The 22126-nt window shown below is 56.8% G+C and carries 23 protein-coding genes; 9 read left to right on the plus strand and 14 right to left on the minus strand.

Annotation, left to right across the window (positions count from 1 at the left end):
• Positions 1-37 precede the first annotated feature (37 nt).
• Positions 38-1024, minus strand: coding sequence for a tRNA dihydrouridine(20/20a) synthase DusA (gene dusA, locus G5179_RS09045; RefSeq protein ID WP_421258224.1), 987 nt, complete (start codon positions 1022-1024; stop codon positions 38-40).
• Positions 1025-1161: 137 nt separating this feature from the next.
• Here dusA and zur point away from each other — a divergent pair, with 137 nt between their 5' ends.
• From zur to G5179_RS09060, 3 genes are read left to right on the plus strand one after another with little or no spacing between them, the layout of a single operon-like run.
• The gene (gene zur / locus G5179_RS09050) at positions 1162-1620 is read left to right on the plus strand and encodes a zinc uptake transcriptional repressor Zur (RefSeq protein WP_160882369.1); all 459 of its coding nucleotides are present in this window, start codon (positions 1162-1164) and stop codon (positions 1618-1620) included.
• Positions 1610-2071, plus strand: coding sequence for a chemotaxis protein CheX (locus G5179_RS09055; RefSeq protein ID WP_005343179.1), 462 nt, complete (start codon positions 1610-1612; stop codon positions 2069-2071). Before zur ends, G5179_RS09055 begins: the two co-directional genes overlap by 11 nt.
• A 4-nt stretch (positions 2072-2075) precedes the next feature.
• Positions 2076-2306, plus strand: a complete 231-nt coding sequence (locus G5179_RS09060; protein WP_042052444.1) for a hypothetical protein — start codon at positions 2076-2078, stop codon at positions 2304-2306.
• A gap of 73 nt (positions 2307-2379) precedes the next feature.
• Here G5179_RS09060 and brnQ (G5179_RS09065) read toward each other — a convergent pair whose 3' ends face one another.
• The 3 genes from brnQ (G5179_RS09065) to G5179_RS09075 form a co-directional block, all read right to left on the minus strand.
• Complete coding sequence (brnQ, locus tag G5179_RS09065; RefSeq protein WP_421258269.1) at positions 2380-3657, minus strand: branched-chain amino acid transport system II carrier protein; 1278 nt, start codon at positions 3655-3657, stop codon at positions 2380-2382.
• Positions 3658-4086: 429 nt separating this feature from the next.
• On the minus strand, positions 4087-5391 hold the full coding sequence (gene brnQ, locus G5179_RS09070) for a branched-chain amino acid transport system II carrier protein (RefSeq protein ID WP_266135400.1): 1305 nt from the start codon (positions 5389-5391) through the stop codon (positions 4087-4089).
• Positions 5392-5582: 191 nt separating this feature from the next.
• The gene (locus tag G5179_RS09075) at positions 5583-6293 is read right to left on the minus strand and encodes a tRNA1(Val) (adenine(37)-N6)-methyltransferase (RefSeq protein WP_266135399.1); all 711 of its coding nucleotides are present in this window, start codon (positions 6291-6293) and stop codon (positions 5583-5585) included.
• Positions 6294-6412: 119 nt separating this feature from the next.
• On the opposite strand from G5179_RS09075, the gene srmB reads away from it, so the two are divergent.
• Positions 6413-7636 carry an ATP-dependent RNA helicase SrmB gene (gene srmB, locus G5179_RS09080; protein WP_064341654.1) on the plus strand — a complete coding sequence of 408 codons (1224 nt, stop codon included), beginning with the start codon at positions 6413-6415 and terminating at the stop codon, positions 7634-7636.
• 72 nt (positions 7637-7708) lie between these two features.
• Here srmB and G5179_RS09085 read toward each other — a convergent pair whose 3' ends face one another.
• The 4 genes from G5179_RS09085 to G5179_RS09100 all read right to left on the minus strand — a co-directional run bounded on the left by G5179_RS09085 (position 7709) and on the right by G5179_RS09100 (position 10279).
• Entirely contained in the window at positions 7709-8164 is a 456-nt protein-coding gene (locus tag G5179_RS09085) for a GNAT family N-acetyltransferase (RefSeq protein WP_144714974.1), read from the minus strand.
• A gap of 56 nt (positions 8165-8220) precedes the next feature.
• Positions 8221-8793, minus strand: coding sequence for a Crp/Fnr family transcriptional regulator (locus tag G5179_RS09090; protein WP_421258225.1), 573 nt, complete (start codon positions 8791-8793; stop codon positions 8221-8223).
• A 2-nt stretch (positions 8794-8795) separates the two neighbouring features.
• The gene (gene rlmB, locus G5179_RS09095) at positions 8796-9545 is read right to left on the minus strand and encodes a 23S rRNA (guanosine(2251)-2'-O)-methyltransferase RlmB (RefSeq protein WP_042052449.1); all 750 of its coding nucleotides are present in this window, start codon (positions 9543-9545) and stop codon (positions 8796-8798) included.
• Between the two features lie 602 nt (positions 9546-10147).
• Positions 10148-10279 carry a phage integrase N-terminal SAM-like domain-containing protein gene (locus G5179_RS09100; protein ID WP_421258226.1) on the minus strand — a complete coding sequence of 44 codons (132 nt, stop codon included), beginning with the start codon at positions 10277-10279 and terminating at the stop codon, positions 10148-10150.
• Positions 10280-10500: 221 nt separating this feature from the next.
• On the opposite strand from G5179_RS09100, the gene G5179_RS09105 reads away from it, so the two are divergent.
• The 3 genes from G5179_RS09105 to G5179_RS09115 all read left to right on the plus strand — a co-directional run bounded on the left by G5179_RS09105 (position 10501) and on the right by G5179_RS09115 (position 12358).
• Complete coding sequence (locus G5179_RS09105) at positions 10501-11037, plus strand: AAA family ATPase (protein WP_421258227.1); 537 nt, start codon at positions 10501-10503, stop codon at positions 11035-11037.
• 166 nt (positions 11038-11203) lie between these two features.
• Positions 11204-12145, plus strand: coding sequence for a trypsin-like serine peptidase (locus tag G5179_RS09110; protein ID WP_421258228.1), 942 nt, complete (start codon positions 11204-11206; stop codon positions 12143-12145).
• A gap of 12 nt (positions 12146-12157) precedes the next feature.
• Positions 12158-12358 (plus strand): hypothetical protein, encoded by a 201-nt coding sequence (locus G5179_RS09115; protein ID WP_421258229.1) that lies wholly within the window; start codon positions 12158-12160, stop codon positions 12356-12358.
• 373 nt (positions 12359-12731) lie between these two features.
• Here G5179_RS09115 and rnr read toward each other — a convergent pair whose 3' ends face one another.
• Positions 12732-15125 carry a ribonuclease R gene (gene rnr / locus G5179_RS09120; protein ID WP_421258230.1) on the minus strand — a complete coding sequence of 798 codons (2394 nt, stop codon included), beginning with the start codon at positions 15123-15125 and terminating at the stop codon, positions 12732-12734.
• Between the two features lie 134 nt (positions 15126-15259).
• On the opposite strand from rnr, the gene G5179_RS09125 reads away from it, so the two are divergent.
• Positions 15260-16282 carry a GGDEF domain-containing protein gene (locus G5179_RS09125; protein ID WP_421258231.1) on the plus strand — a complete coding sequence of 341 codons (1023 nt, stop codon included), beginning with the start codon at positions 15260-15262 and terminating at the stop codon, positions 16280-16282.
• A gap of 130 nt (positions 16283-16412) precedes the next feature.
• On the opposite strand, the gene ompA is transcribed toward G5179_RS09125, so the two are convergent.
• Together ompA and G5179_RS09135 are read right to left on the minus strand one after the other, a co-directional pair.
• Positions 16413-17450 (minus strand): porin OmpA, encoded by a 1038-nt coding sequence (gene ompA / locus G5179_RS09130; protein ID WP_227341426.1) that lies wholly within the window; start codon positions 17448-17450, stop codon positions 16413-16415.
• Positions 17451-17716: 266 nt separating this feature from the next.
• The gene (locus G5179_RS09135) at positions 17717-18754 is read right to left on the minus strand and encodes an SGNH/GDSL hydrolase family protein (protein ID WP_421258232.1); all 1038 of its coding nucleotides are present in this window, start codon (positions 18752-18754) and stop codon (positions 17717-17719) included.
• Positions 18755-19008: 254 nt separating this feature from the next.
• On the opposite strand from G5179_RS09135, the gene G5179_RS09140 reads away from it, so the two are divergent.
• Positions 19009-19395 (plus strand): YgiW/YdeI family stress tolerance OB fold protein, encoded by a 387-nt coding sequence (locus G5179_RS09140; protein WP_075113210.1) that lies wholly within the window; start codon positions 19009-19011, stop codon positions 19393-19395.
• A gap of 85 nt (positions 19396-19480) precedes the next feature.
• On the opposite strand, the gene mltC is transcribed toward G5179_RS09140, so the two are convergent.
• The 3 genes from mltC to mutY all read right to left on the minus strand — a co-directional run bounded on the left by mltC (position 19481) and on the right by mutY (position 22035).
• Positions 19481-20584, minus strand: coding sequence for a membrane-bound lytic murein transglycosylase MltC (gene mltC / locus G5179_RS09145; RefSeq protein WP_042052484.1), 1104 nt, complete (start codon positions 20582-20584; stop codon positions 19481-19483).
• 117 nt (positions 20585-20701) lie between these two features.
• Positions 20702-20974, minus strand: coding sequence for an oxidative damage protection protein (locus tag G5179_RS09150; RefSeq protein WP_005335828.1), 273 nt, complete (start codon positions 20972-20974; stop codon positions 20702-20704).
• 8 nt (positions 20975-20982) lie between these two features.
• Entirely contained in the window at positions 20983-22035 is a 1053-nt protein-coding gene (gene mutY, locus G5179_RS09155; RefSeq protein ID WP_421258233.1) for an A/G-specific adenine glycosylase, read from the minus strand.
• Positions 22036-22126: the final 91 nt, after the last annotated feature.

Consider the following 22126-nt stretch of genomic DNA (forward strand, 5'->3'; position numbering starts at 1 on the left):
GACGCGCTTTTTGTGGTTCTTGCCCTGACAAAGCGGCTTATTCGGCCGTCTCGCTGCTGGCAAACTCCGGCACCTTGGCCATGGCATCCAGCACCACCTGAATACCGGCGCCCGGCTTGCAGGCGTTCTCACTCAGGTGACGGCGCCAGGCGCGAGCCCCCTGCATGTTCTGGAACAGCCCCAGCATGTGGCGAGTTATGTGGGAAAGGTAGTTGCCCTTGGCCAGCTCCTGCTCGATATAGGGCAGCATCATCCGCACCACCTCGTGGCGGCTCGGCACGGCGTTGTTCTGACCAAACACCAGATTGTCCACCTGCGCCAGAATGTAGGGGTTCTGATAGGCTTCGCGCCCCATCATGACGCCATCGACGTGTTGCAGGTGCTCCAGAGTCTGCTCCATGGAGGTGACGCCGCCGTTGAGGGCGATGGTGAGATCCGGGTAATCCTGCTTGACCCGATAGACGCGGGGATAATCGAGGGGCGGGATCTCGCGGTTCTCCTTGGGGCTCAGGCCACTCAGCCACGCCTTGCGGGCATGGACGATAAAGGTGTCGCAACCGGCATCGCGCACCTGTTCGATAAAGGTCTGCAGAAATTCGTAGGAGTCCTGATCGTCGATACCGATACGGGTCTTCACCGTCACCGGAATATCGACCACATCGCGCATCGCCTTGACGCAGTCCGCCACCAGCGCCGGTTCACCCATCAGGCAGGCGCCAAAACGGCCGTTCTGCACCCGATCGGAGGGGCAACCGACGTTGATGTTCACCTCGTCATAGCCGCGTTCCTCGGCCAGCTTGGCACAGCGCGCCAGATCGGCCGGATTGCTGCCACCCAGCTGCAGGGAGATGGGGTGCTCCTGCTCGCTGTAACCCAGATAATCCCCCTTGCCGTGGATGATGGCGCCGGTGGTCACCATTTCGGTATAGAGCAAGGTCTGGCGGCTCATCAGTCGATGAAAGTAACGGCAATGCCGATCAGTCCAGTCCAGCATGGGGGCGATGGAAAAACGCTGCGCCTGCATAAAAATCATCCGGGTTGGCTAAAGAAAGGGGCGGATTTTATCACAACGTGAAGCAGCCCCAGAAAATGAATTTTGTCGCCGCGCCATGCGAGGCCCTGTGATAGTATCCGGCTAATAGAAAGGGTATCTGCGCGATCATGAATCAAGACCAACTTTTACAACGAGCCGAGCGACTCTGTATACAGCGAGGGATCCGCTTCACCCCGACCCGACGTCAGGTATTTCGCCTGCTGGCGGCACACGGCAACGCCATCAGCGCCTATGATTTGTTGGCCCAGCTGCAACAAACCGAAGCCAATGCCAAGCCGCCAACCGTCTATCGGGCACTCGATTTTTTGCTCGAACAGGGCTTTGCTCACAAAGTGGAATCGCTCAACGCGTTTATCTTCTGCTGCCACTTCGATCACGCTCACCCGATGCAGCTGCTGATCTGCGACGAGTGCGGGGATGTGGTCGAACTTCACGATAGTGCAATAGATAGCGCGTTTTCCGAGCAGGCCCACTTGCATGGCTTTACGATTACCAATAAGACAATAGAGGCACATGGCCAATGTGCTCGCTGTACGCCCACTGTAGGAAGTCATCATGAAGGCTGATTTTGTAAATCCGTTCCTGCTATCTCTGCTCAATGTGCTCTCGACCATGGCACAGCTGGAACTAAAACCGGGCAAACCGAAACGCAAGATGGATGAGCTGGCGCGCGGCGACGTCTCCGGTCTGATCGGCATGGTCGGCCCGCAGACCCGCGGCTCCCTCTCCATCAGCTTCGAGAAGGGGCTGGCGCTGGAGATCATGCGTCGCATGCTGGGGGAAGCTCCCGCCTCCATCAATGAAGAGGTGACCGACATGGTCGGTGAAATCACCAACATGGTGACCGGCGGTGCCAAGCGGATGCTGGGCGAGAAGGGCTACGAGTTTGACATGGCAACCCCCATCATCGTCTCCGGTCCCAACCACACCATTACTCACCGTGCCGATGGCACCAAGATCATGATGCCGTTCGAATCGGATTTCGGTCGCGCCACTATCGAAATCTGCTTCGAGTAACCCTATGTGGAAAGCATTGAAATGGATTTTCATCTGCTGGGCCTTGCTGTTGATCCTGTCGGACATTCAGATCAGCACCTCCCTCTACAAGTACGAAGATAACCGGGTGCTCATCAACTTCCCGCGCTGGGAAGCCAAGCAGCCCTGGGGCACCTTCGAGTGGCATGCCGGACGGGTAGAAACCCACTGGTATGGTCTGGATGGCAAACCCAAGCCGTCAGGCCCGCAAATCTGATCCGGTAACGGATCCGGCAGAAACAGAAGAGGCCAGCAGATGCTGGCCTCTTTGCTATCTCGTTGATCCTGAATCAAGCCGCTTCGGCAGCCAGCTTACCGCTTGGTCGCATCAAGATGCCGACGATGCAGGCCAGCAGAGTTGGCAGCAGCCAGGCAAGTCCCTTGTCGAACAGCGGCAGGAAGGCAAAGCCGTCCATCGCCATACCAGCAGCGCCCAGTCCGTCCAGACAGCCAAACAGGAAGGCGACCAGCAGCACGCCACGAAACGCCAGCCGTAGCTGGGCAAACCACCCTTTGAGGAAGGTCACCAGCACCAGTGCAATGGCAACCGGGTAGATGGCTACCAGCACCGGGATGGAGAGACTGATAAGCTCACTCAGCCCCACATTGGCCACCAGCGCGCAGAGTGCCCCCAGCAGCATCACCCACTTGTGGTAAGTCCAGCCAGTCAAATCTTGGAAATAATCGGCTCCGGCACAGAGCAGGCCTACTGCACTGGTAAAACAGGCCAGAGTGATGATGGCCGCCAAAATAAGCTGCCCTGGCTGACCAAACAGGCTCAGGACGTAGGCATTGACGATGGCACCGCCGTTGCTGATGTCGCTCGCCACTCCGCCGGCACTGTTGCCAAGCTGGAAAAGAGAGAGATAGACCGCCGACAACCCGACCGCCGAGATCAGGCCCGCAATGGTGAGGTATTTGAACTGGCTGCGATAGTCCTCGATCCCCTTCTGGCGCAGCAACCCGATGATCAGTGCGCCAAACATCAGGGATGCCAGGGTATCCATGGTGTTATACCCCTCCAGCATCCCCTTGGTGAGCGGAGCGCTGATGTAGTCACCGCTGGCATCGGGCATGGTACCCTGTGGCGCGATAAAGACCCCGACCGCCAGAATGAGCAGCATCGCCATCAGGGCGGGAGTCAGGTACTTGCCAACCGCATCGAGCAGTTTGCCCCGATCGAGCGCCACCATGATCACCAGCGCAAAGAAACTCAGGGTGTAGATCAGCAGCCCCTCATGACCGGCATCGCCGAGCCAGGGCTTGAGCCCCATCTCGTAGGCGACCAGACCGGTGCGGGGAATGGCAAAGGCGGGCCCCATGATGATATAGATGGCGATGGCCAGCGCCGTCGCCGCCCCGGCGGGCAGATAGCGGGTCATTCCGGTCCAGCCACTCGCGCGGCCCCCCGAACTCCCCTTGGCAACCGCAATCAGGGTGATTAACGGCAGCCCCACCGCCGTCAGTAGAAAACCGCACATGGCGGCCAGCAGATGCTCACCAGCCATAAAACCCGCAAGCGGCGGAAAAATGATATTGCCAGCCCCCAGATAGAAGGCAAACGTCATAAACCCCAGTCCGAATACGTCGGACAACTTCAATGATTTCGTCAAACCCAACCTCATCTGCCTTATCAGCTTGTTATTGATTGCACCCACTGCCTGGCAGATAACCGGTAACAATGTCTCTTGCTTCTCTCTCGTACGGATACCGGACAAGAATTGCGCATTCAGCATAAAGAAAAGGAATCAAATCTCAATATCAAATTAATACATTGAAACAATTTGAACAAATAGAATTAATCACCAACAAGTTTGCCATTCTCAAAATGATGTAAAGAGAGATTGAGCAAAGAGGCGAGAACAGGCAGCAAAAGCGCGGAACAGGCAAGCGTCACCGGCAGTGACCATCACAACCCGGCAAAACACAATGCAGAGTGACGGAAAGCAAAAGAGCCTGCACGGGGCAGGCTCTTGGCAATATCACATCGGGCGTGATCAGGCAGCTTCGGCAGCCATCTGTGTCGGACGCACCATCACGCCAACTACGCAGGCCAGCAGGGTCGGCATCAGCCAGGCGAGGCCCTTGTCGAACAGCGGCAGGAAGGCAAACGCATCCATCTTCATGCCGGCAGCACCCAGACCATCCAGGCACCCGAACAGGAAGGCAACCATCAACACGCCACGGAACACCAGACGGGGACGGCCGAAGTAACCCTTCAGGAAGGTGACCAGCACCAGCGCCACGGCAACCGGATAGATGGCAACCAGCACCGGAATGGAGAGGCTGATCAGCTGGCTCAGGCCCACGTTGGCCACCACGGCACAGATAACGCCCAGCAACACCACCAGCTTCTTGTAAGCCATGCCGGTCAGATTGTGGAAGAAATCGGAACAGGCGGAGATCAGACCGACTGCAGTGGTAAAACACGCCAGAGTGATGATGGCCGCCAGAATGAACTGACCCGGCTGACCAAACAGGCTCAGTACGTAGGCGTTGACGATGGCGCCACCATTGCTGACATCCGTCGCCACACCGGCTGCCGTGTTACCCAGCTGGAACAGGGAGACGTACACCACGCTCAGACCAACGGCAGAGATGAGGCCGGCAATGGCCAGATACTTGAACTGGCTCTTGTAATCGTTGATGCCTTTCTGGCGCAGCAGATCGACGATCAGGGCGCCAAACATCAGGGACGCCAGGGTGTCCATGGTGTTGTAACCTTCCAGGATCCCTTTCACGAAGGGGCTGTTCTGATAGTCACCGGACGCGTCAGGCATGGCGCCTTGCGGCGCTACGAATACCCCGACCGCCAGAGTCAGCAGCAGCAGCATCAGTACCGGAGTCAGGTATTTGCCGATGGCGTCCATCAGCTTGCCCTGGTTCATGGAGACCAGAATGGCCACACCAAAGAAGATCACGGTATAGGCCGCCAGACCCGCTTGCCCCATATCACCGATGAACGGCTTGAGGCCCATTTCGTAGGCAACCAGACCGGTACGGGGCGCGGCAAAGGCCGGGCCTATGATGATATAGATGGCAACGGCCAGCGCAGTCGCAACACCGGCAGGCAGCAGTTTGGTCATGCCAGCCCAACCGTTACCGGCTTTCGCCACGGCCAGAATGGTTACCAGAGGCAGGCCCACGGCAGTGACCAGGAAGCCAAACATCGCCAGGGAGAGGTGCTCACCAGCCATGTAACCGGCCAACGGCGGGAAAATGATGTTACCGGCGCCCAAGTAGAAGGCGAAGGTCATAAACCCTAATCCGAGTACATCGGACAATGTGAGTGATTTCGTCAAGTTCAACCTCGTCTGTCTTGTAAATTATTGCTTGTTATAGTTTTTATCGGTCGCTGACCGGGTGTGTTCAGGGGGTATAAAAAAAGAGCCCCGCATGTTTTTTCATCGCAACCAGTGGTTTTAGCTGGTCTGGAGCGGGCGCTCGATCTGGAACCAGCATAATGGCGTGAAAAAATAGTTCAAGACGAAATTTACATCTTCAAATAGAAGGGGTTGGTCAGTTGGATATATCTGTCGGAATAGGCCCCATCAGCAGAATGGATCACAATTTCACCCCTCTCACACCTGTTTAATCCTCTGCCAAGTAGCAATAAAACACGATTTGCCTCTTTACCCTCTCTGGTGATAACAGCTGTATAACAAATGCCATGCAGATCATAATTCGCCGAAATGCATAAAATTTCATCGGCCATCGCCGTCGGCAGCACCAGCGCCACCTGCCCGTTCGGGCTCAACAAACGATTGCAGGCCGCCAGTAATGCGGGGCTGTCGAGGGCGCCGGTATGGCGGGCCAACGCCCGCGCCGGATCGCTAAATGACTGGCCTGCCACGAAATAGGGAGGGTTGGAGACGACAAGATCGTAAGGGGCGGCCTGATAATCCTGAATGGCACTCTCTATGATGGTCACCCGATCTGCCCAAGGAGAGGACGCCGCATTCTCCCGCGCCTGGCTGGCCGCATTAATATCCAGCTCGACCGCATCAAGACGGCAGTCAGATCTGCTGCGCTGGGCCAGCATCAGGGCGATCAGGCCGCTGCCGGTGCCGATATCGAGCACTCGACGCGCCTGTTCGACCGGCGCCCAGGCCCCGAGCAAAATGCCATCGGTGCCCACCTTCATGGCGCAGCGATCGTGATTGATATGGAACTGTTTGAAGGTAAATCCGCGACTACGTCCCATCTGGCCCCCGTCATCTGCAAAAATGGTGGGCGATTATAGCGGCTAAGACACACTCACCAATAGGAGCCGACGAGATAATCGCCTATAATCTGCCGTTTCCTTAATGACCGAGTATTGCCATGAGCCAGTCCTTTGATGATTTCGACCTGCACCCAGCCCTAAACCGGGCCTTGGCCGAGATGGGATTCACCCGCCCCACCACCATCCAGCAGATGGTGCTGGAGCCAGCCCTGGACGGCCGCGATATTCTGGCATCCGCTCCGACCGGTACCGGCAAGACCGCCTCTTTCCTGCTGCCGGCACTCCAGCACCTGCTGGACTTCCCACGCCGCAAGCCGGGCCCCTGCCGCATGCTGATCCTGACCCCGACCCGCGAGCTGGCGTTGCAGGTGACCGCCCACGCCAAAGCGCTGGCGGCTCACACCAACCTCAGCATCGAGACCATCATCGGCGGCGTCAGCCATGAAGAGCAGCTGCCTGCTCTGACCAAAACCACCGACATCGTGGTGGCCACCCCGGGTCGTCTGCTCGAGTACATCGAGAAAGAGGAGTTCGAGAGCCACGACATCGAAGTGCTGGTGCTGGATGAAGCGGACCGCATGCTGGACATGGGCTTTATCAAGGATGTGAACCGCATCGTGGAAGAGGCGCGCTACCGCAAGCACACCATGCTCTTCTCCGCCACCCTGGAAGGTGCCGGCCTTGAGAAGTTCGCCAACGAGATCCTCAAGGATCCGGTGGAGCTGCACGCCGAACCGCCCCGCAGCGAACGTCGCCCCATTACCCAGTGGATCCATCTGGCCGATGACGCCGCCCACAAGCTGGCGCTGCTGACCCATATCCTGAAAGATTCGGAAACCCAGAAAGCCATCATCTTCGTCAAGACCCGCGAGCGTCTGGCGGAGCTCTCCGGCCAGCTGCAGGCTGCAGGTATCTCCTGCGCCTGGATCCGTGGCGAAATGGAGCAGAGCAAGCGTATCGAGTCGATCCGCAAGTTCCACGAAGGGGAAGTGCCCTTCCTGATCGCCACCGACGTCGCCGCCCGCGGCATCGACCTGCCGAACGTCAGCCATGTCATCAACTACGACATGCCCTACGGCGCCGACGTTTACGTCCACCGGATTGGCCGTACCGGCCGCGCTGGCAACCGTGGATGCGCCATCAGCCTGGTGGAGGCCCACGACATGGCGATGGTCGCCAAGATCGAACGCTACACCGAGGAGCGCCTCAAGCGCCGGGTGATCGACGAGCTGCGCCCGAAACACAAGGAAGCGCGGGTACCGGTGAAGAAGAAAAAGCCGGTCGACAAGAAGAAGTCCGCCAAGAAGAAAAAGAAGAAGTGATCGCCTGGCGATAAAGAGAAGGGCCATCCCGCGGGATGGCCCTTCTGCATTCTGAATCACTCTGACGAGTGGTTATGCCACCACTCTGCGCATCCCCATATGGGGGATATCATCTTCGAGATAGCCTTCCCCTTCCGCCACAAAACCGTGTTGGCCGTAGAAGCCTTGCAGATGAGCCTGCGCCCCCAGCCAGATACTGTGAGTCGGCCAGCGCGCCTCACACGCCTTGACCGCCTCGCCGATCAGCTGGTGACCGAGACCACCGCCACGCGCCTTGGGTGAGGTCACCACCCGACCGATGGCGGCACCGCTCTCATCGCCGATGCCGGGCGCCATGATCCGCGCATAGGCGGCCAGCAGATCGCCCTGATATCCGAGCAGGTGCAAGACCCCTTCGCGGCGATCGAGCCCGTCCAGATCCTGAAAGGGGCAGGTCTGCTCCACCACGAACACCTCGGCCCGCAGCGCCAGCAACTCATACAACTCGTCAGTGGTCAGTTCAGACCAGGGTTTCAGGATCCAGTTCATCGGCAACTCCTTATCAGTTCGGCCTGCCAGCATAATCGTGGCGCCAGCGCCCTGCATTAACCTTTGTTAAGTTCTTTCAGCCGTTTGCGAATGCGGCTCAGACTAATGGGAGTGATACCGAGATAGGCGGCGATCAGGTGATCCGGCACTCTGGCATCAAGCGCGGGAAAACTGTCGAGAAAGTGCTGATAGCGCGCCTGCGGGCTGCCGGTCAGCAGCAACTGCTCCTTCTCCTCCTTGATGCGCAGCTGCACCTCCAACAGGTGCTGGTACCAGCGCGGCCAGCTGGGCAGCTGGCGCAAGTCGACCAGACTGAACAGCTGCAGATGGCAGGGCTCCAGCGCCTCCACACTGTAGCGGGCAGGCTCGCCACTAAGCAGGTGGTGGAAGTCGAGAAACTCGTCCCCCTCCCAGTAGAACTCCTTGATGTACTCGCGGCCATCCTCCAGCACCAGCTTGGCCCGCAGCAGCCCCTGCTCCACCCTGACCAGTAGATCCGGGCTGTCGCCGGCGTGCCAGAGGCAGCTTTTCGGGCTGAGGGTCAGCGGGCGGGCAAAAGAGAGGAGGCGCGCGGCCTCCTCTCTATCTGCGACCTGCGCCCAATCGAAGGGGGGTCTGTCAGTCAGCATGATTAACCGCGACGCTGACGCACGGCTTCAAACAGGCAAACGCCGGTTGCCACCGAGACGTTGAGGCTGGATACCGCCCCTGCCATCGGGATGCTCACCAGCTCGTCGCAATGTTCGCGGGTGAGGCGACGCATACCTTTACCTTCGGCACCCATCACCAGCGCCATCGGGCCGGTCAGTTTGGCCTGATAGAGGTCGTGATCGGCCTCGCCAGCGGTGCCGACGATCCAGACGCCGCGCTCCTGCAGCTCGCGCAGGGTGCGGGCCAGGTTGGTGACCTGAATAAGCGGCACCACTTCAGCGGCGCCACAGGCGACCTTGCGCACGATTGGGGTGAGGCCGGTGGCCTTGTCCCGCGGCACGATGACAGCATGAGCCCCGGCAGCATCGGCGCTGCGCAGGCAGGCGCCGAGGTTGTGCGGATCGGTCACGCCATCCAGCACCAGCAGGAAGGGCTGGCTCTGTTGTGCCGCCAGCTCGTCCAGCAGGCTGGCCAGATCGTGCTCGGCCAGCTTCGGCGCCTCTTTCACCCGGGCCATGATGCCCTGGTGATTGTTGCCTTCCGCTTTGTCATCAAGGGTCTTGCGGTTCACGCTCTGCACCTTGAGACCGAGGGACTCCAGCTCGGCCAACAGGGGTTGCAGCCTGTCGTCATCCCGCCCCTTCAGCGCCCATACCTCGATGAAACGCTCGGGAGTGCGCTCCAGCAGCGCGGATACAGCATGAATGCCGTAGATCAGTTCAGTGCTCATGTTCAAGATCCGTAGGTCGGGTCGTATAAATGCGCCCCGAAGAAAAATGGCCGTACCGGCAGCCTGACCACCATGATGCTGGCGTCGTCACCGGTCGCTAAATGATGGCGCATCATACCAGAGAGACCGGCATCTAGGGAGGAGGAAGCTGCTCGGCAAAGCGCCGAAACTATGACAGGCCTTTTGATCCGGCTGCGCCATCATCCTTAATGGCACACCTGACCCTACTCTCGGCTGATTGCAGGAGGACAATACCCTGCCCGGCAGTGACTAAGTGGGCTCGCTACGCGGCGCTCAAAACGGTCGCATTCCCATTTTCAGCCCTTGGAGATCAGCCCTTTCGTTGTGGATGTTCGACTGCAACACGGCTCAAGATGATTAATTTATTGAACTTGCTCAAAAAAACATCACATCCCGCGATCCTCTCCTGCATCGCACGCTAATATAGTCGTTTAGCAACAGCCTCGTCGGAGTCACCTATGAGCCAAGCCAGTGCAACATCGCCGGTAAAAAGCAGCAGACTGGAGGCTGGAATTCAGGGGCGGTAGCCTTGCCTGATGGAATGGATAAGCGAGTGAAGCAAAACGGTGACTGTCCCAATTTCACAGTTGATTAAAACGTATGAAATTGCGGATCCAGTACCAGTAGAACTTTTCAGTACGGATGCTGTAGTGATGCAAACGCATCGCTGTCCTGACCTGTTCACGCAGGCGGGGTTTGGTAGTGCTCTCCATCGTTGGATCCTTAACTGTTTTTTTATACAGTAGTAATGGTAGAGTAAAAAGAGGAGGTCAAGCGAATACGTTCAAGTATCAGAGGTAGATTGGTAATATTTTGATTTAATTTGATTTTTTTCATGGCAAAAAACAGGGCAGACCGGAGTTATATGGAAGGCCCTGCTATCGGATTAGTACCGCCTTCTATCTAATCACTGTTAGCCGTTTTAGGAGGTTTAATGAACAATCGGGTAGTTTTTACTGGTGGTCTAGGTTCAGGAAAAACTTCGGTGATTAAATTTTTAGAGCAATTGGGGTATCCAAGTGCTACAGAAGTCGGTCGTAAAGTCATTCAAATGCAAACTGAGCGTGATGGAGCAGCTTTACCTTGGAAAGATAAAGCCGCATTCCATGATGCAATGGTTCTTGAAGAACTCAACAATTACGAAGTGCACGACAACTCAGTTCTTACTTTCTTTGATCGAAGCATTATTGATTCTTATGGGTACAGTCAGCTTGAACAAATAGCTATTTCAGAGATCTTATTAAGAAGTTGCCACAAGCTAACCTATCACAGAAAAGTATTCATTTTCCCACCGTGGGAAACGATCTATGAAAATGACATCGAGCGTAAACAAGATTTTAATGAGGCTGTTGCGACATACCATGAAATGGTGAAAGCCTATGAAAGGTTTGGTTATGAACTGATTGAAGTTCCAAAGGTTTCAGTCGGAGATAGGGCTGAGTTCATCTTAGATACGGTGGGCAACGGCTAACAAACGCCTCAAGAGGGACTGTCAACGCGCGGCGTTTCCAGTCCCATTGAGCCGCGGTGGTTACGGTTGTTGTGTTTGAGTTTAGTGGCATGCGTTGCCAGCCCCTTAGGCGGGCGTTAGCGCCCTTTAATGAATCGCACCAAACCACAATCAGAGGAGATCAAATATGAATTTATCCAGCATTCTTGCCGATCAAGACTTAATGAGTGAGGTTCGATCCCGCATAAGAAAAGGAGCGTTCGACCCAAGATTTCCGATCTTAGACAGGCAAGTGACTATTGAAACTCTCGAGGGAGTTGCGCGGGGCGAGACACTTGCGGTTGGATACGATATTGAAGCCATAGTGAGAGTTACTGGTCGGCCAGCACTAATAGTCAAAAATGGGACATTTTCCACGCCAGAGAGTGATGTATGGAAGAGTCGCTTAGAAACTAGTCGATCTCTGATCGAAAATGCAATTTCATCAGTTGGCAGAATTGAATTGAAAAATCATCCCGGCTTTGAGTGGGTGGGAACGGGATGGGTTGTGAAGGAGAATATCGTGGTAACAAATCGACACGTTGCCAACGAATTCTCTCTTAGGGATACCACCGGATCCTTTAAGTTTAGGCGGAATTACGAAAATAAAGAAATGGGAGCGCGCATTGATCTTCGAGAAGAGTACATGCAACCAGATGAAGTAGAGTTTAGAGTCGTTAAGGTGCTACATATCGAAGAGCCAGAAGGTCCAGATATAGCACTTCTTGAAGTGGAGTTTTCTGGCGTGAATGCACCCAAGCCAATCAAGCTTGCCAACACCGTTAATGCTGGCTCATACGTTGCCGCAATCGGTTATCCAGCATGGGATGGACGAAGAAATGATCCAGCAGTAATGCGCCAAGTATTTAACGACATCTATGATGTTAAACGTCTGCAACCAGGTCAAATCGTAACAGTTACAAGCAATTACTTTACCCACGACTGTTCAACTCTCGGGGGAAACTCAGGATCGCCGGTAATTGATCTTTCGACCGGAGAGGCTGTTGGATTGCACTTTGCTGGAAGTTATTTGAAAGAAAACAGCGCAGTGCCAGCAGCTATTGTGAAAGATCGCCTCAACTCAATTTAATGGAGATTCAATATGCGCAATGTAATTACGGTCGTGATCGAAGGCGATGACGAAAAAATGAAGAATTTCAATTTTGGTGCGTTGGCAGAGCGAATTCATCGCTGCTGCCAAGGTGAAGAAATTGACGGGGTTAAGGGTACGGAAGGTGCAGAATTTAAGTCTTGTGACGGCATTAATATCAAGGGCTGGATCTGCATTGGCAGTTCAAAGTGAGCGAAGTGCGCTAACAATTCGCTCAACACGGACACAAATAGGCGGCGAACTGCGCCGCCTATTTGTGCCGGTTAGCTCAAACGTTAGGCTAATCAAAGTGAAAAATAGGACACCCACCTTTCTAAGAGCCGCGTAGCGGCCAATAGCGTGGCTATCGCGCAGGGAGTATGCCCCTCGCCATAGGCACGGGGCCGATCTCCACCGAAGGGCTGAGCCCCTCCCTTTTCGCTGACCATAAAAAATCCGAACCCCGGTAACAGGGTTCGGATTTTTTTCATCTCAGGACTATCAGGCGCTGGCTAAGATAACGCGGGGCCATCAGCCCGTTACAGCCTATCCCCGGGTCGCCGGACCCAAGCCATAGGCAGAGGGCTTACCCCTTGGCCTTCACCTTGTCGCGAGCCTTTTTGGCCGGTCGTCTGTTGCTGGGTTTGGCGCGGCCACCCTTGTCGGATTTGCCGTGATCCTTGCCCTCTTTACGTTTTTCGTGGCGCTGAGCGCTTTTGGCCTTCTCTTTCTTGATCTCGGCCTGCTTGCGCGCCATCTCTTTAGCGTTCTTGCCGGTGATCTTGAGCGGCTCTTCGACCATCACGAAGTCGATCTTGCGATCATCCAAGTTCACGCCCATCACCTTGACCCGCACCTTGTCGCCCAGACGGTAGCGACGGCGGAAGTTCTCGCCAATCAGCTGCATGTGCAGGGGATCAAATTGGTAGTAGTCGTTGGTGAGGGTGCTGACGTGCACCAGACCGTCGATGTGGATCTCCGCCAGACGCACGAAGAAGCCAAAGCCGGTGACGCTGGCGATAACGCCGTCAAACTCGTCACCCACGTGATCCAGCATGTACTCGCACTTGAGCCAGTCGGCCACGTCGCGAGTGGCATCGTCGGCACGGCGCTCGGTCATGGAGCAGTGCTCGCCCATCGGGTTCACTTCTTCCAGCTGGTAGTGATAACCACCGCTCGGGGTCCACTTGTGGCGCAAGTTGCCCTGTTGCTCCTTGGCAGTCTGGTACTTGATGGCGCGGTGCAGGATGAGGTCGGGGTAGCGACGGATTGGCGAGGTGAAGTGCGCGTAGGACTTCAACGCCAGACCGAAGTGACCGATGTTGTCGGCCTGATAGATGGCCTGACGCATGGAGCGCAGCAGCATGGTGGAGAGCAGCTCCGCATCCGGGCGTCCTTCAAACTTGGCAGCCAGCTCGGCAAAGTCTTTCGGCTCGGGCTCGAGGCCGCCTTTGAGCTCCAGACCCAGTTCGGCCAGGAAGTCGCGGAAACCGGTCAGACGCTCTTCGCCCGGACGATCGTGGACCCGGAACAGGGCAAAGGCTTCGTTCTTCTCGATATAACGAGCAGCAGCCACGTTCGCCTGGATCATGCACTCTTCGATGATCTTGTGGGCGTCGTTGCGCACCAGTGGCACGATGCGGTCGATCTTGCGCTGGGCGTTGAAGATGAAGCGGGTCTCCTCGCTCTCGAACTCCACCGCACCACGCTGATGGCGGGCATGCTTGAGCGCCTTGTAGAGGTTGTTGAGCTCCTCGATATGGCCCACCAGCGGATCATACTGCTGGCGCAGCTTGGGATCGCCATCGAGGATCGCGGCAACCTTGGTGTAGGTCAGACGGGCGTGAGAGTTCATTACCGCTTCGTAGAACTTGTAGCCGGACATGCGGCCAGCGGCGGAGATGGTCATCTCGCACACCATGCAGAGACGGTCAACTTGCGGGTTCAGGGAACACAAGCCGTTGGAGAGCACCTCCGGCAGCATGGGCACCACGAACTCGGGGAAGTAGACGGAGTTGCCGCGCTGATACGCTTCGGCATCCAGCGCCGTGCCGGGCTTCACGTAGGCGGAGACGTCCGCAATGGCGACCCACAGGCGCCAGCCGCCACCACGTTTGGCTTCACAGAATACAGCGTCATCGAAGTCACGGGCATCTTCCCCGTCGATGGTCACCAGCGGCAGGGCGCGCAGGTCGATGCGGCCCTCTTTGGCTTTCTCCGGCACCTGCTCGCCGAGACCGGCAACCTCTTTGGTCACCTCTTCCGGCCAGGTATGCGGGATACCGTGGGTACGCAGGGCAATTTCGATCTCCATGCCCGGCGCCATGTTCTCGCCCAGCACTTCCAGTACGGTGCCGACGGCATTGATGCGGGAGGTGGCGCGCTGATTGATGCGCACAACCACGACCTGGCTCTGGCGAGCCCCTTTGTTTTCCCCTTCCGGGATGATGATGTCCTGGCCGATACGGCTGTCATCCGGCACCACGAAACCAACGCCATTCTCGACGAAGTAACGGCCGACAATGTCTGCCTCACGGGACTTGAGCAGGCGCACCAGACGCGCTTCCTGACGACCCTTGCGGTCGATCTCGGTCGGCTGCACCAGCACGTAATCGCCATGCATCAGGCGTTGCATCTCTCGGTTGTTCAGATACAGATCCGGACCACCACCTTCCGGACGCAGAAAACCGAAGCCATCCTTGTGGCCGATTACATAACCTTTGACCAGATTCAGGCGATCCGGCAGGGCATAACATTGGTTGCGAGTGAATACCAGTTGTCCATCACGCTCCATGGCGCGCAGACGACGACGCAAGGCTTCCAACGGCTCTTCATCTTTCAGCTTGAGGACCTTGGCCAACTCTTCACGGGACATGGGCTTTTCATGGCCCTTGATGAGTTCCAAGATCAACTCGCGACTGGCGATGGGGTTATCGTATTTTTCGGCCTCGCGTTCGAGGAAAGGATCTTTTTGAGACATAAGCAGGCCTTAGGGTAGGTGGTAACGGTGCCATTATATCGGAGGGGGGGGCGAATGGCATCCATCGGCTGCCTTTTGGCCAATCTCTCTGTCATACTATCTTCAGTTCGCTGGCATGATGAGACACAGAACTCATGAGTAAGGACACATTTGCCCAATCTGCCGCCTATCTCAAGCAGGCAGTTCCCCTGATGATCAAGTACCAAATCCCAACTACGCCGGACAACTACCACCTCTGGTACAACTATGTCTCGGCCAGCATGCCCGAACTCAACCAGGCGATCGATCAAGCCATCAAACTGCAGGGAACCTGCTCCCTCACTACCTGCGAGCGCCTTTATCACCAATATCTGGCTGCGCAGGACGAACAGCAGATGGAGGCGATGAAGCTCAACCTTGCAGCCATGGCCAACGAGCTCGGCCACTCCATGCAGGATGCCATCTCCGATACCGGTATGTTTCAGGAGATGCTCGACAAGAGCTTCGACAAGTTAAGTAAGATCGACGATGAGGGGCTGAGCCTGGAAGATACCATGGGCATCTTGCGAGACTTGGTGCGCGAATCGCGGGATGTACGCATGTCCACCATGCACTTTCGCAGCCAGCTCAGCAATGCCGAGAAGGAGATCAAGGAGCTGCGTGCCGCGCTCGACGAAACCCGCAAACTGGCCAACGAGGATGCACTCACCAACCTGCTCAACCGCCGCGCCTTCGATCTGGAGCTGGAGGGGTTGATCCGCAGTCAGCACCCCTTTTCACTGATCCTCGCCGATATCGATCGGTTCAAAAATTTCAACGACGAGTACGGTCACCTGCTCGGCGATCAGGTGCTGCGTGCCTTTAGCAAACGGCTGCGCGATGCCTGCAAGGAGGGGGTCACCGCCTATCGGCTGGGTGGGGAAGAGTTTGCCATGCTGGTTCCCCATCGCTCGCTGGCACTGGCTAGGCAAATGGCAGAGAGCATGCGCCGTTCCATAGAGCGGATGTCGATTCTGGATCGCAAATCTGGCCGCCGCATCGACCACATCACCGCCTCGTTTGGCGTGGGCGAGTTCAACGGTCAGGAGAGTGCAGACTGTCTGGTCGAACGTACCGACAAGCTGCTCTACAAGGCCAAGGAGCTGGGGCGCAACCGGGTTATGCCGCTCCCTTCCTGATTTGTCCTCTGTCCGACCGCAATGCCAATGTAAAAAGCCAGTCAGCTCAACTGACTGGCTTTTTGGCCTCTCTTGCTCCAACAGGGGCTGTTAATTCCAACCCCTGTGGAGAGCTGCTCAGTGTGAAAGATTACTCCTGCACCTCGCTGACACCTTCGACTTTCACATCAACACGGCGATCCGGAGCCAGGCAGACGATCAGCTCACGCTTGGACTTGCTGACGCAGCTGTCGCCGGTAACCGGTGAGGATTTACCACGCCCTTCCACATTGATCTTGGCGGCCGGGATCCCTTTACCAACCAGATAGTTGGCGACGGTCTGGGCACGCTGCTCGGAGAGTTTCTGGTTGTAGGCATCGGAACCGATACGGTCGGTGTGACCAATTACGGTTGCCACGCCATCTTTGGGTCGAGCCTCTTCAATCTGGCTGTAGAGGCTATCCAGAGCCTGACTGGCCTCTGGCTTGAGGGTCGCCTTGTTGAAGTCAAACAGCACATCAGAGCTCAGGGTGAACTGCTTCTCGACCATCACAGGCTCGGGAGCCGGGGCTGGTGCCGGAGCGGGTGCCACGGGGGCAACCTGACCAAAGCGATAAACCGCTGCCAACGACAGCAAGCCGTTATCCATTCTCAGGCCGGTATCATCACGGCTGCCATACGGGGTGGTGTACTGGTACTCTAGGCGAGCAGCCCAGTCGAGGTTAAACGCATACTCGGCACCCAGAGCACCGACCATGACAAAGCGGCTGTCATCCTTGTAGAGATCGCTCTTGGTATCAGCCCAGCCATAACCGCCACCGACACGACCATACAGATCCAGATTATCGGTAACCGGGAAACCCAGTTTCAGGGTCAGTTGGGCCAGCTGTGCTTTCACTTCATCACTGAAAGCGCCTGCCGCCGTAGTCGCATCGTATTTGTAATTGCCCAGGTAGTCGTAACCCAGCTCCAGCCCCAGATTTTTGTTGATCTGATAGCCGCCGAACACACCCGCACCCAGGGCATCGTTGGTCTCATTGCCAAGCGTCAGGGCATTGCTTTCATCAATGCCGTAGAAGTTGGACCAACCCAGTTTGGCACCACCATACCAGGTGTTGTCCTGACCGGCCGCCTGGGCATTGGCCGCCAGCAAGCCGGTAACCAGCAAGGTAATCAATGATTTTTTCATATCTGAGCCTCTGCAACTTTGTGTAGGAGGAGGTTGATTGATATCAACTCGTCTTCTAGGCGCAATCGCCCAAAAGCGATCACTGCAGATAAACGTTAGCCTATTTTCAAGTCCCTGATATCAATTAACAAAAAACACTGTAACGCAAACTTGTTACAAAAACAGCAACAAGCGTCTGTTATTTGAGCGGACAATGTCGCAAAACGAGCGTTCTACCCAGACTGACGGGTGAGAAAAGGGCCAGCCTCCGCCAGCCCTTGCATGTATCAGCGATGGATAAACTCGTAGTGCTGATCGATAAAATCAGCGACTCGCTGGCTCAATACCTTGTGCACCGTCTTGGTCGGATGCACCTGATCCCAGAACATATGCTCATCGCAGTTGAGAGTCGCTGCTCGCCCTTTTGCCTGCCCGCTCACCACCGCCTGCGCCAGGATCGGGTTACCGGCAATAGCCACTCTTTCGGAGACACTCAAAGCCGGGGTCGCAGCCACCTCGGCGGCGCTGCCGGAGAACGGCTTCCATGTATAGCCACCACCGTAGCAGGCGTGTTCTGTGTCACTCAGCCCGAACAGCTGGGGATCGCGCATCATCTCGTCAAACTGCTTGTCCACTTCGAACAGCTTCACGATGCCAAGGGGAGCCAGCTCGCGAGTGAGGTTCTGCAACTTCTGGTTGTGGTAGCTGGCCACATGGCGCACCTTCTCCACCACCTTCATGCTGCGGGCTGACGGGGTCTGCCCCAGATCCGGGATGTTGAACAGCAGGATCTGCTGCGCGCCGTTGAGCACCAACCGGTTGGATGCCAGCCGGATGGTATCGATCACCCGATCCGCATCCCGCTCGGTGTTCCAGCCATAAGCCAGATAGTCGTTGGCACCGACCCAGATCACCACCAGATCATCGGGGCGGAACTTGTCCTTTTTCAGGAACTGATCGATCTCGTAATCGAGGTTGTTGATCACCTGATATTTGGGATCCCAGGACCAGAAACCGAGCCAGCCGTTCAGAGCCCCCAGATGGTTATAGGCCACCGCGGTCGCACCGCCTTCCGCCTCGTTGGCCACGACCAGACCGGGGAAACGCTCGTCACCCAACTGCTCCAGCCACACCGGGCCGTTGCTGAAACGCCCGTTGAAGTAGGGTGGGCTGGAGGGGAGATACCCCCGCATCTTTTTGTACATCTTGCCGGTGTCGGAGAGGCTGTCACCAAACATCACGACCCGGGAAAAAGGTTGGCGTCCCTCTGCCGCTTGCGCGGTCAATGCCATTAACCCCAATAAACAAACAAGCCATTTTTTCATATTGTTATGCTCTTCGATTAAGCAGGTGAGACCTGCGGACTTCTCCTCGAGTGGCGACAGGCATGGGAAGAGTCTGCTGCCACTGACTTCTGGTGAAGGCGACAGATTACAGTTCCAGATGAAATCACACATGTTCCGCCACCGATGAAATCGCTTGCGCTCACAAAACAGACAATCACACCAGCCTATTTCTTTCACGCTTGTTTCACGCCCCCCCCGGCACAATGCCCCCATACCAACGACAGGAGTATGAAATGAACAAGGCAAGCGCAAGCGTAATCGGACTGTTGACCCTGATGTCTGTCTCCTCTTTTGCCATGGCGGCCTATACCGGCCCGCAGGAGCAGAACAAGGTTTCCGTTGCTCAACTGAAAGATCTGGCCGATGACAGCTGGGCCACCCTGGAAGGGAAACTGGTCAAGCACCTGGGCGGCGAGAACTATCTGTTCCGTGATGCCAGCGGTGAAGTGGAGGTCGAAGTGGATCAGGATGTGTGGCGTGGCACCGAAGTGGGCCCGGACGACCTGATCCGCATTCGTGGTGAAGTGGACCACAGCTGGAACAAGACCGAAGTGGAAGTGAAAACCCTGGAGAAAGTGGGCGCGGCCCCGCAGACCAAGGGCGGCTTTATCGCCAAATAAGGCCACTTCAACGACGAACTGGCCAGACGTTAAAAGGGCGCTTGATATCAAGCGCCCTTTTGCATGGTTAACCCAGCGTCACCGCTTAACCGGCCCGACTGGCAAAGGCTCTCTTGAACCCCTTCTCGGCCTGATTGACCTTGTAGAGGTAACGGCGCGCCTCCTCTTTGGGATGCTGCTCGGTCAACACCTGATAGACCGCCTCGGGGGAGAGCCGGTTGATCCGACCCGGCGCCGCCTTGCGATCGCTGGAGAAGGTATTGAGTACCCCGCCAGCACCACCGTTATAGGCGGAGATCACCGCATAGCGACGGGAGCGCGGATCCTCGATATCCGCCAGATAGACGGTCTGCAACAGGTGCAGATAAGCGGTACCGACATCGATGTTGTAGGCCGGGTTGAACAGCTCCTCCCGGGTCGGCTGGCCGTTCTTGCCCTTGACCCGAACATAGACGTCACGACCGGCGGTAGCCGGGATCACCTGCATCAGGCCATAAGCGTTGGCATGGCTCACCGCATAGGGGTTGAAGCTGCTCTCGGTCTTGATCACCGCATAGATCAGGCTCTCCGGCACGCCGTATTTGCGCGACGCTTCCCGGATGATCCCCGCATACTTGTAGCCCCGTCGATCTTCATGGTTGGCCACCATGGGTATATCGACGAAGAAGATGGTGCGAATACCCAGAGTGCGCTTCTTCATCGCCGTGTTGAGCAGGTAATCGGCATAACGCTCGGCGCGCCAGGAGGCTCGGATTGGCTGGCGCTGGTTGTCCAGCACCTGACCATAGAGGAAAGGCTCGCCGCCGGTCAGAATTTCCCGATCGGAGTAAAGATCCACTTCCGCCGGATCGTCCGGCGTCAGCAGGGTCTCGATGATAGCGCGACGCAGGTGAGCGCGGGGATCGATGCCCGAGACCGTCTCCACCATGATGTGGCCGCTGGAGAAGTCGATGTGGGCCCGGCTCTTGTACTGATCCGTGTATTTGACGTAGTCAAACTTGCCCGCAAACAGCGCCTCCCGCCCCCATATCTCGTTCACGTTATGGGAGAGCGCGCTGATCATGTGTTCAAAACCGCGGATGTCCTTGCCGTTGACCAGATCGTCATCCTCACTCCCGCTGGGCTTGGGGGAAGATGAGCAGGCAGAGAGAAACAGCAGGGTGCACAGCAGCCAAAAAATTCGGCCCATAGGATCCTCAAACCGGGCAGCAGAGCTGCCCATCATTCATTTGCTGCGACTTCAGGAGCGGTCACGCCAGTGTGGCGCCATTCCCGCACCTGTTCACACGTACAACAGCCGGAGAGCTTACTGGGCAGGCGGGGTGTAACCTTCGATCTGCACTTCACCTGCATCAAACAGGTAGCTGACCATCTCTTTTTCCAGCAGTTGGCGATGCTCAAGATTCATCATGTTGAGCTTTTTCTCGTTGATCAGCATCACCTGCTTCTTCTGCCACTCGGCCCAGGCTTCCTTGCTGATGTTGTCAAAAATCCGCTTGCCGAGCTCACCGGGATAGAGTTGGAAATCCAGACCCGGGCCCTCTTTTTTCAGGCGTTGGCAAAATACAGTACGGCTCATGTTGACCTCTATGGTTGTAACTCTGGATAGGCGAGGAGACGGGCCGTGGCGGCCGCCAGCCCCACCTCGGCAGGATGGCGTAAGTTATACCAGAGTCGGTTATCTGCTTCCATGAGCCGCAGCGGCTGCGCCTCATCAATGTCAATCAGCAGCGGCTGAATATCGAGATGGAAGTGGCTGAAGGTATGGCGAAAACCGCCCAGTTCACGATAACCGTGATGGCTCAGGCCGAGGGATGCCAGCAGACCATCTACCTCCGCCAGCGAAGCCACCTGCGGGAAGCAGTAAAGCCCGCCCCAGATCCCCTGTGGCGGCCGCTTCTCCAGCAGCAGCTCATCATCATGCCGGATCAGCAGCATGATGCCATCGCGAGCCGGAATGCTCTTCTTGGGCTTGCTGTTGGGATAAGCGGTAGGCTTGCCTTGCGACAGCCCCTGGCAATCGGCCCGCACCGGGCAGCGATCACAGGCAGGCTTGCTGCGGGTGCAGATCGTCGCCCCGATATCCATCATCGCCTGATTGTATTGCGCTACGCCCAGTTTGGGAGTCAGCCGGATGGCGATCTCCCACAGCTCGTTCTCCACCTGTTTTTGGCCGGGCCAGCCCGGCAGCGCCAGCCAGCGGGTGAGTACCCGCTTCACATTGCCATCAAGGATGGCGTGGGGCTGACCCAGAGAGAGCGACAGCACGGCCCCGGCGGTTGAGCGGCCAATGCCCGGCAGCGCCATCACCTCGTCAAAGCGCTCGGGAAAGAGGCCGTGGTGATGATCGCGGATCTGCTGAGCCGCCTTGTGCAGGTTGCGGGCCCGGGCGTAGTAGCCAAGCCCGGTCCAGTGGTGCAGCACCTCGTCGACAGGGGCATCGGCCAGCGCCACCACATCGGGGAAGCGCGCCATAAAACGCTGGTAATAAGGAATCACGGTAGCGACCTGGGTCTGCTGCAGCATGATCTCCGAGACCCAGACCCGGTAAGGGGTCTTCTCCTGCTGCCAGGGCAGGGTTTTGCGGCCATGAAGCTCGTACCACTCCAGAACCCGGCTTGCGAAGGTTGATTGATTCACGTTGTTCTCATGTCGTTGATATAAGTGGAACTCTGCGGTTCCTTCGGCTCATCTGGCCTGCGCGGGCATAAAGTCATCCCGCAGCACAGCG

The sequence above is a fragment of the Aeromonas sp. 600886 genome, from assembly GCF_049174935.1.
GTDB lineage: Bacteria > Pseudomonadota > Gammaproteobacteria > Enterobacterales > Aeromonadaceae > Aeromonas > Aeromonas veronii_A.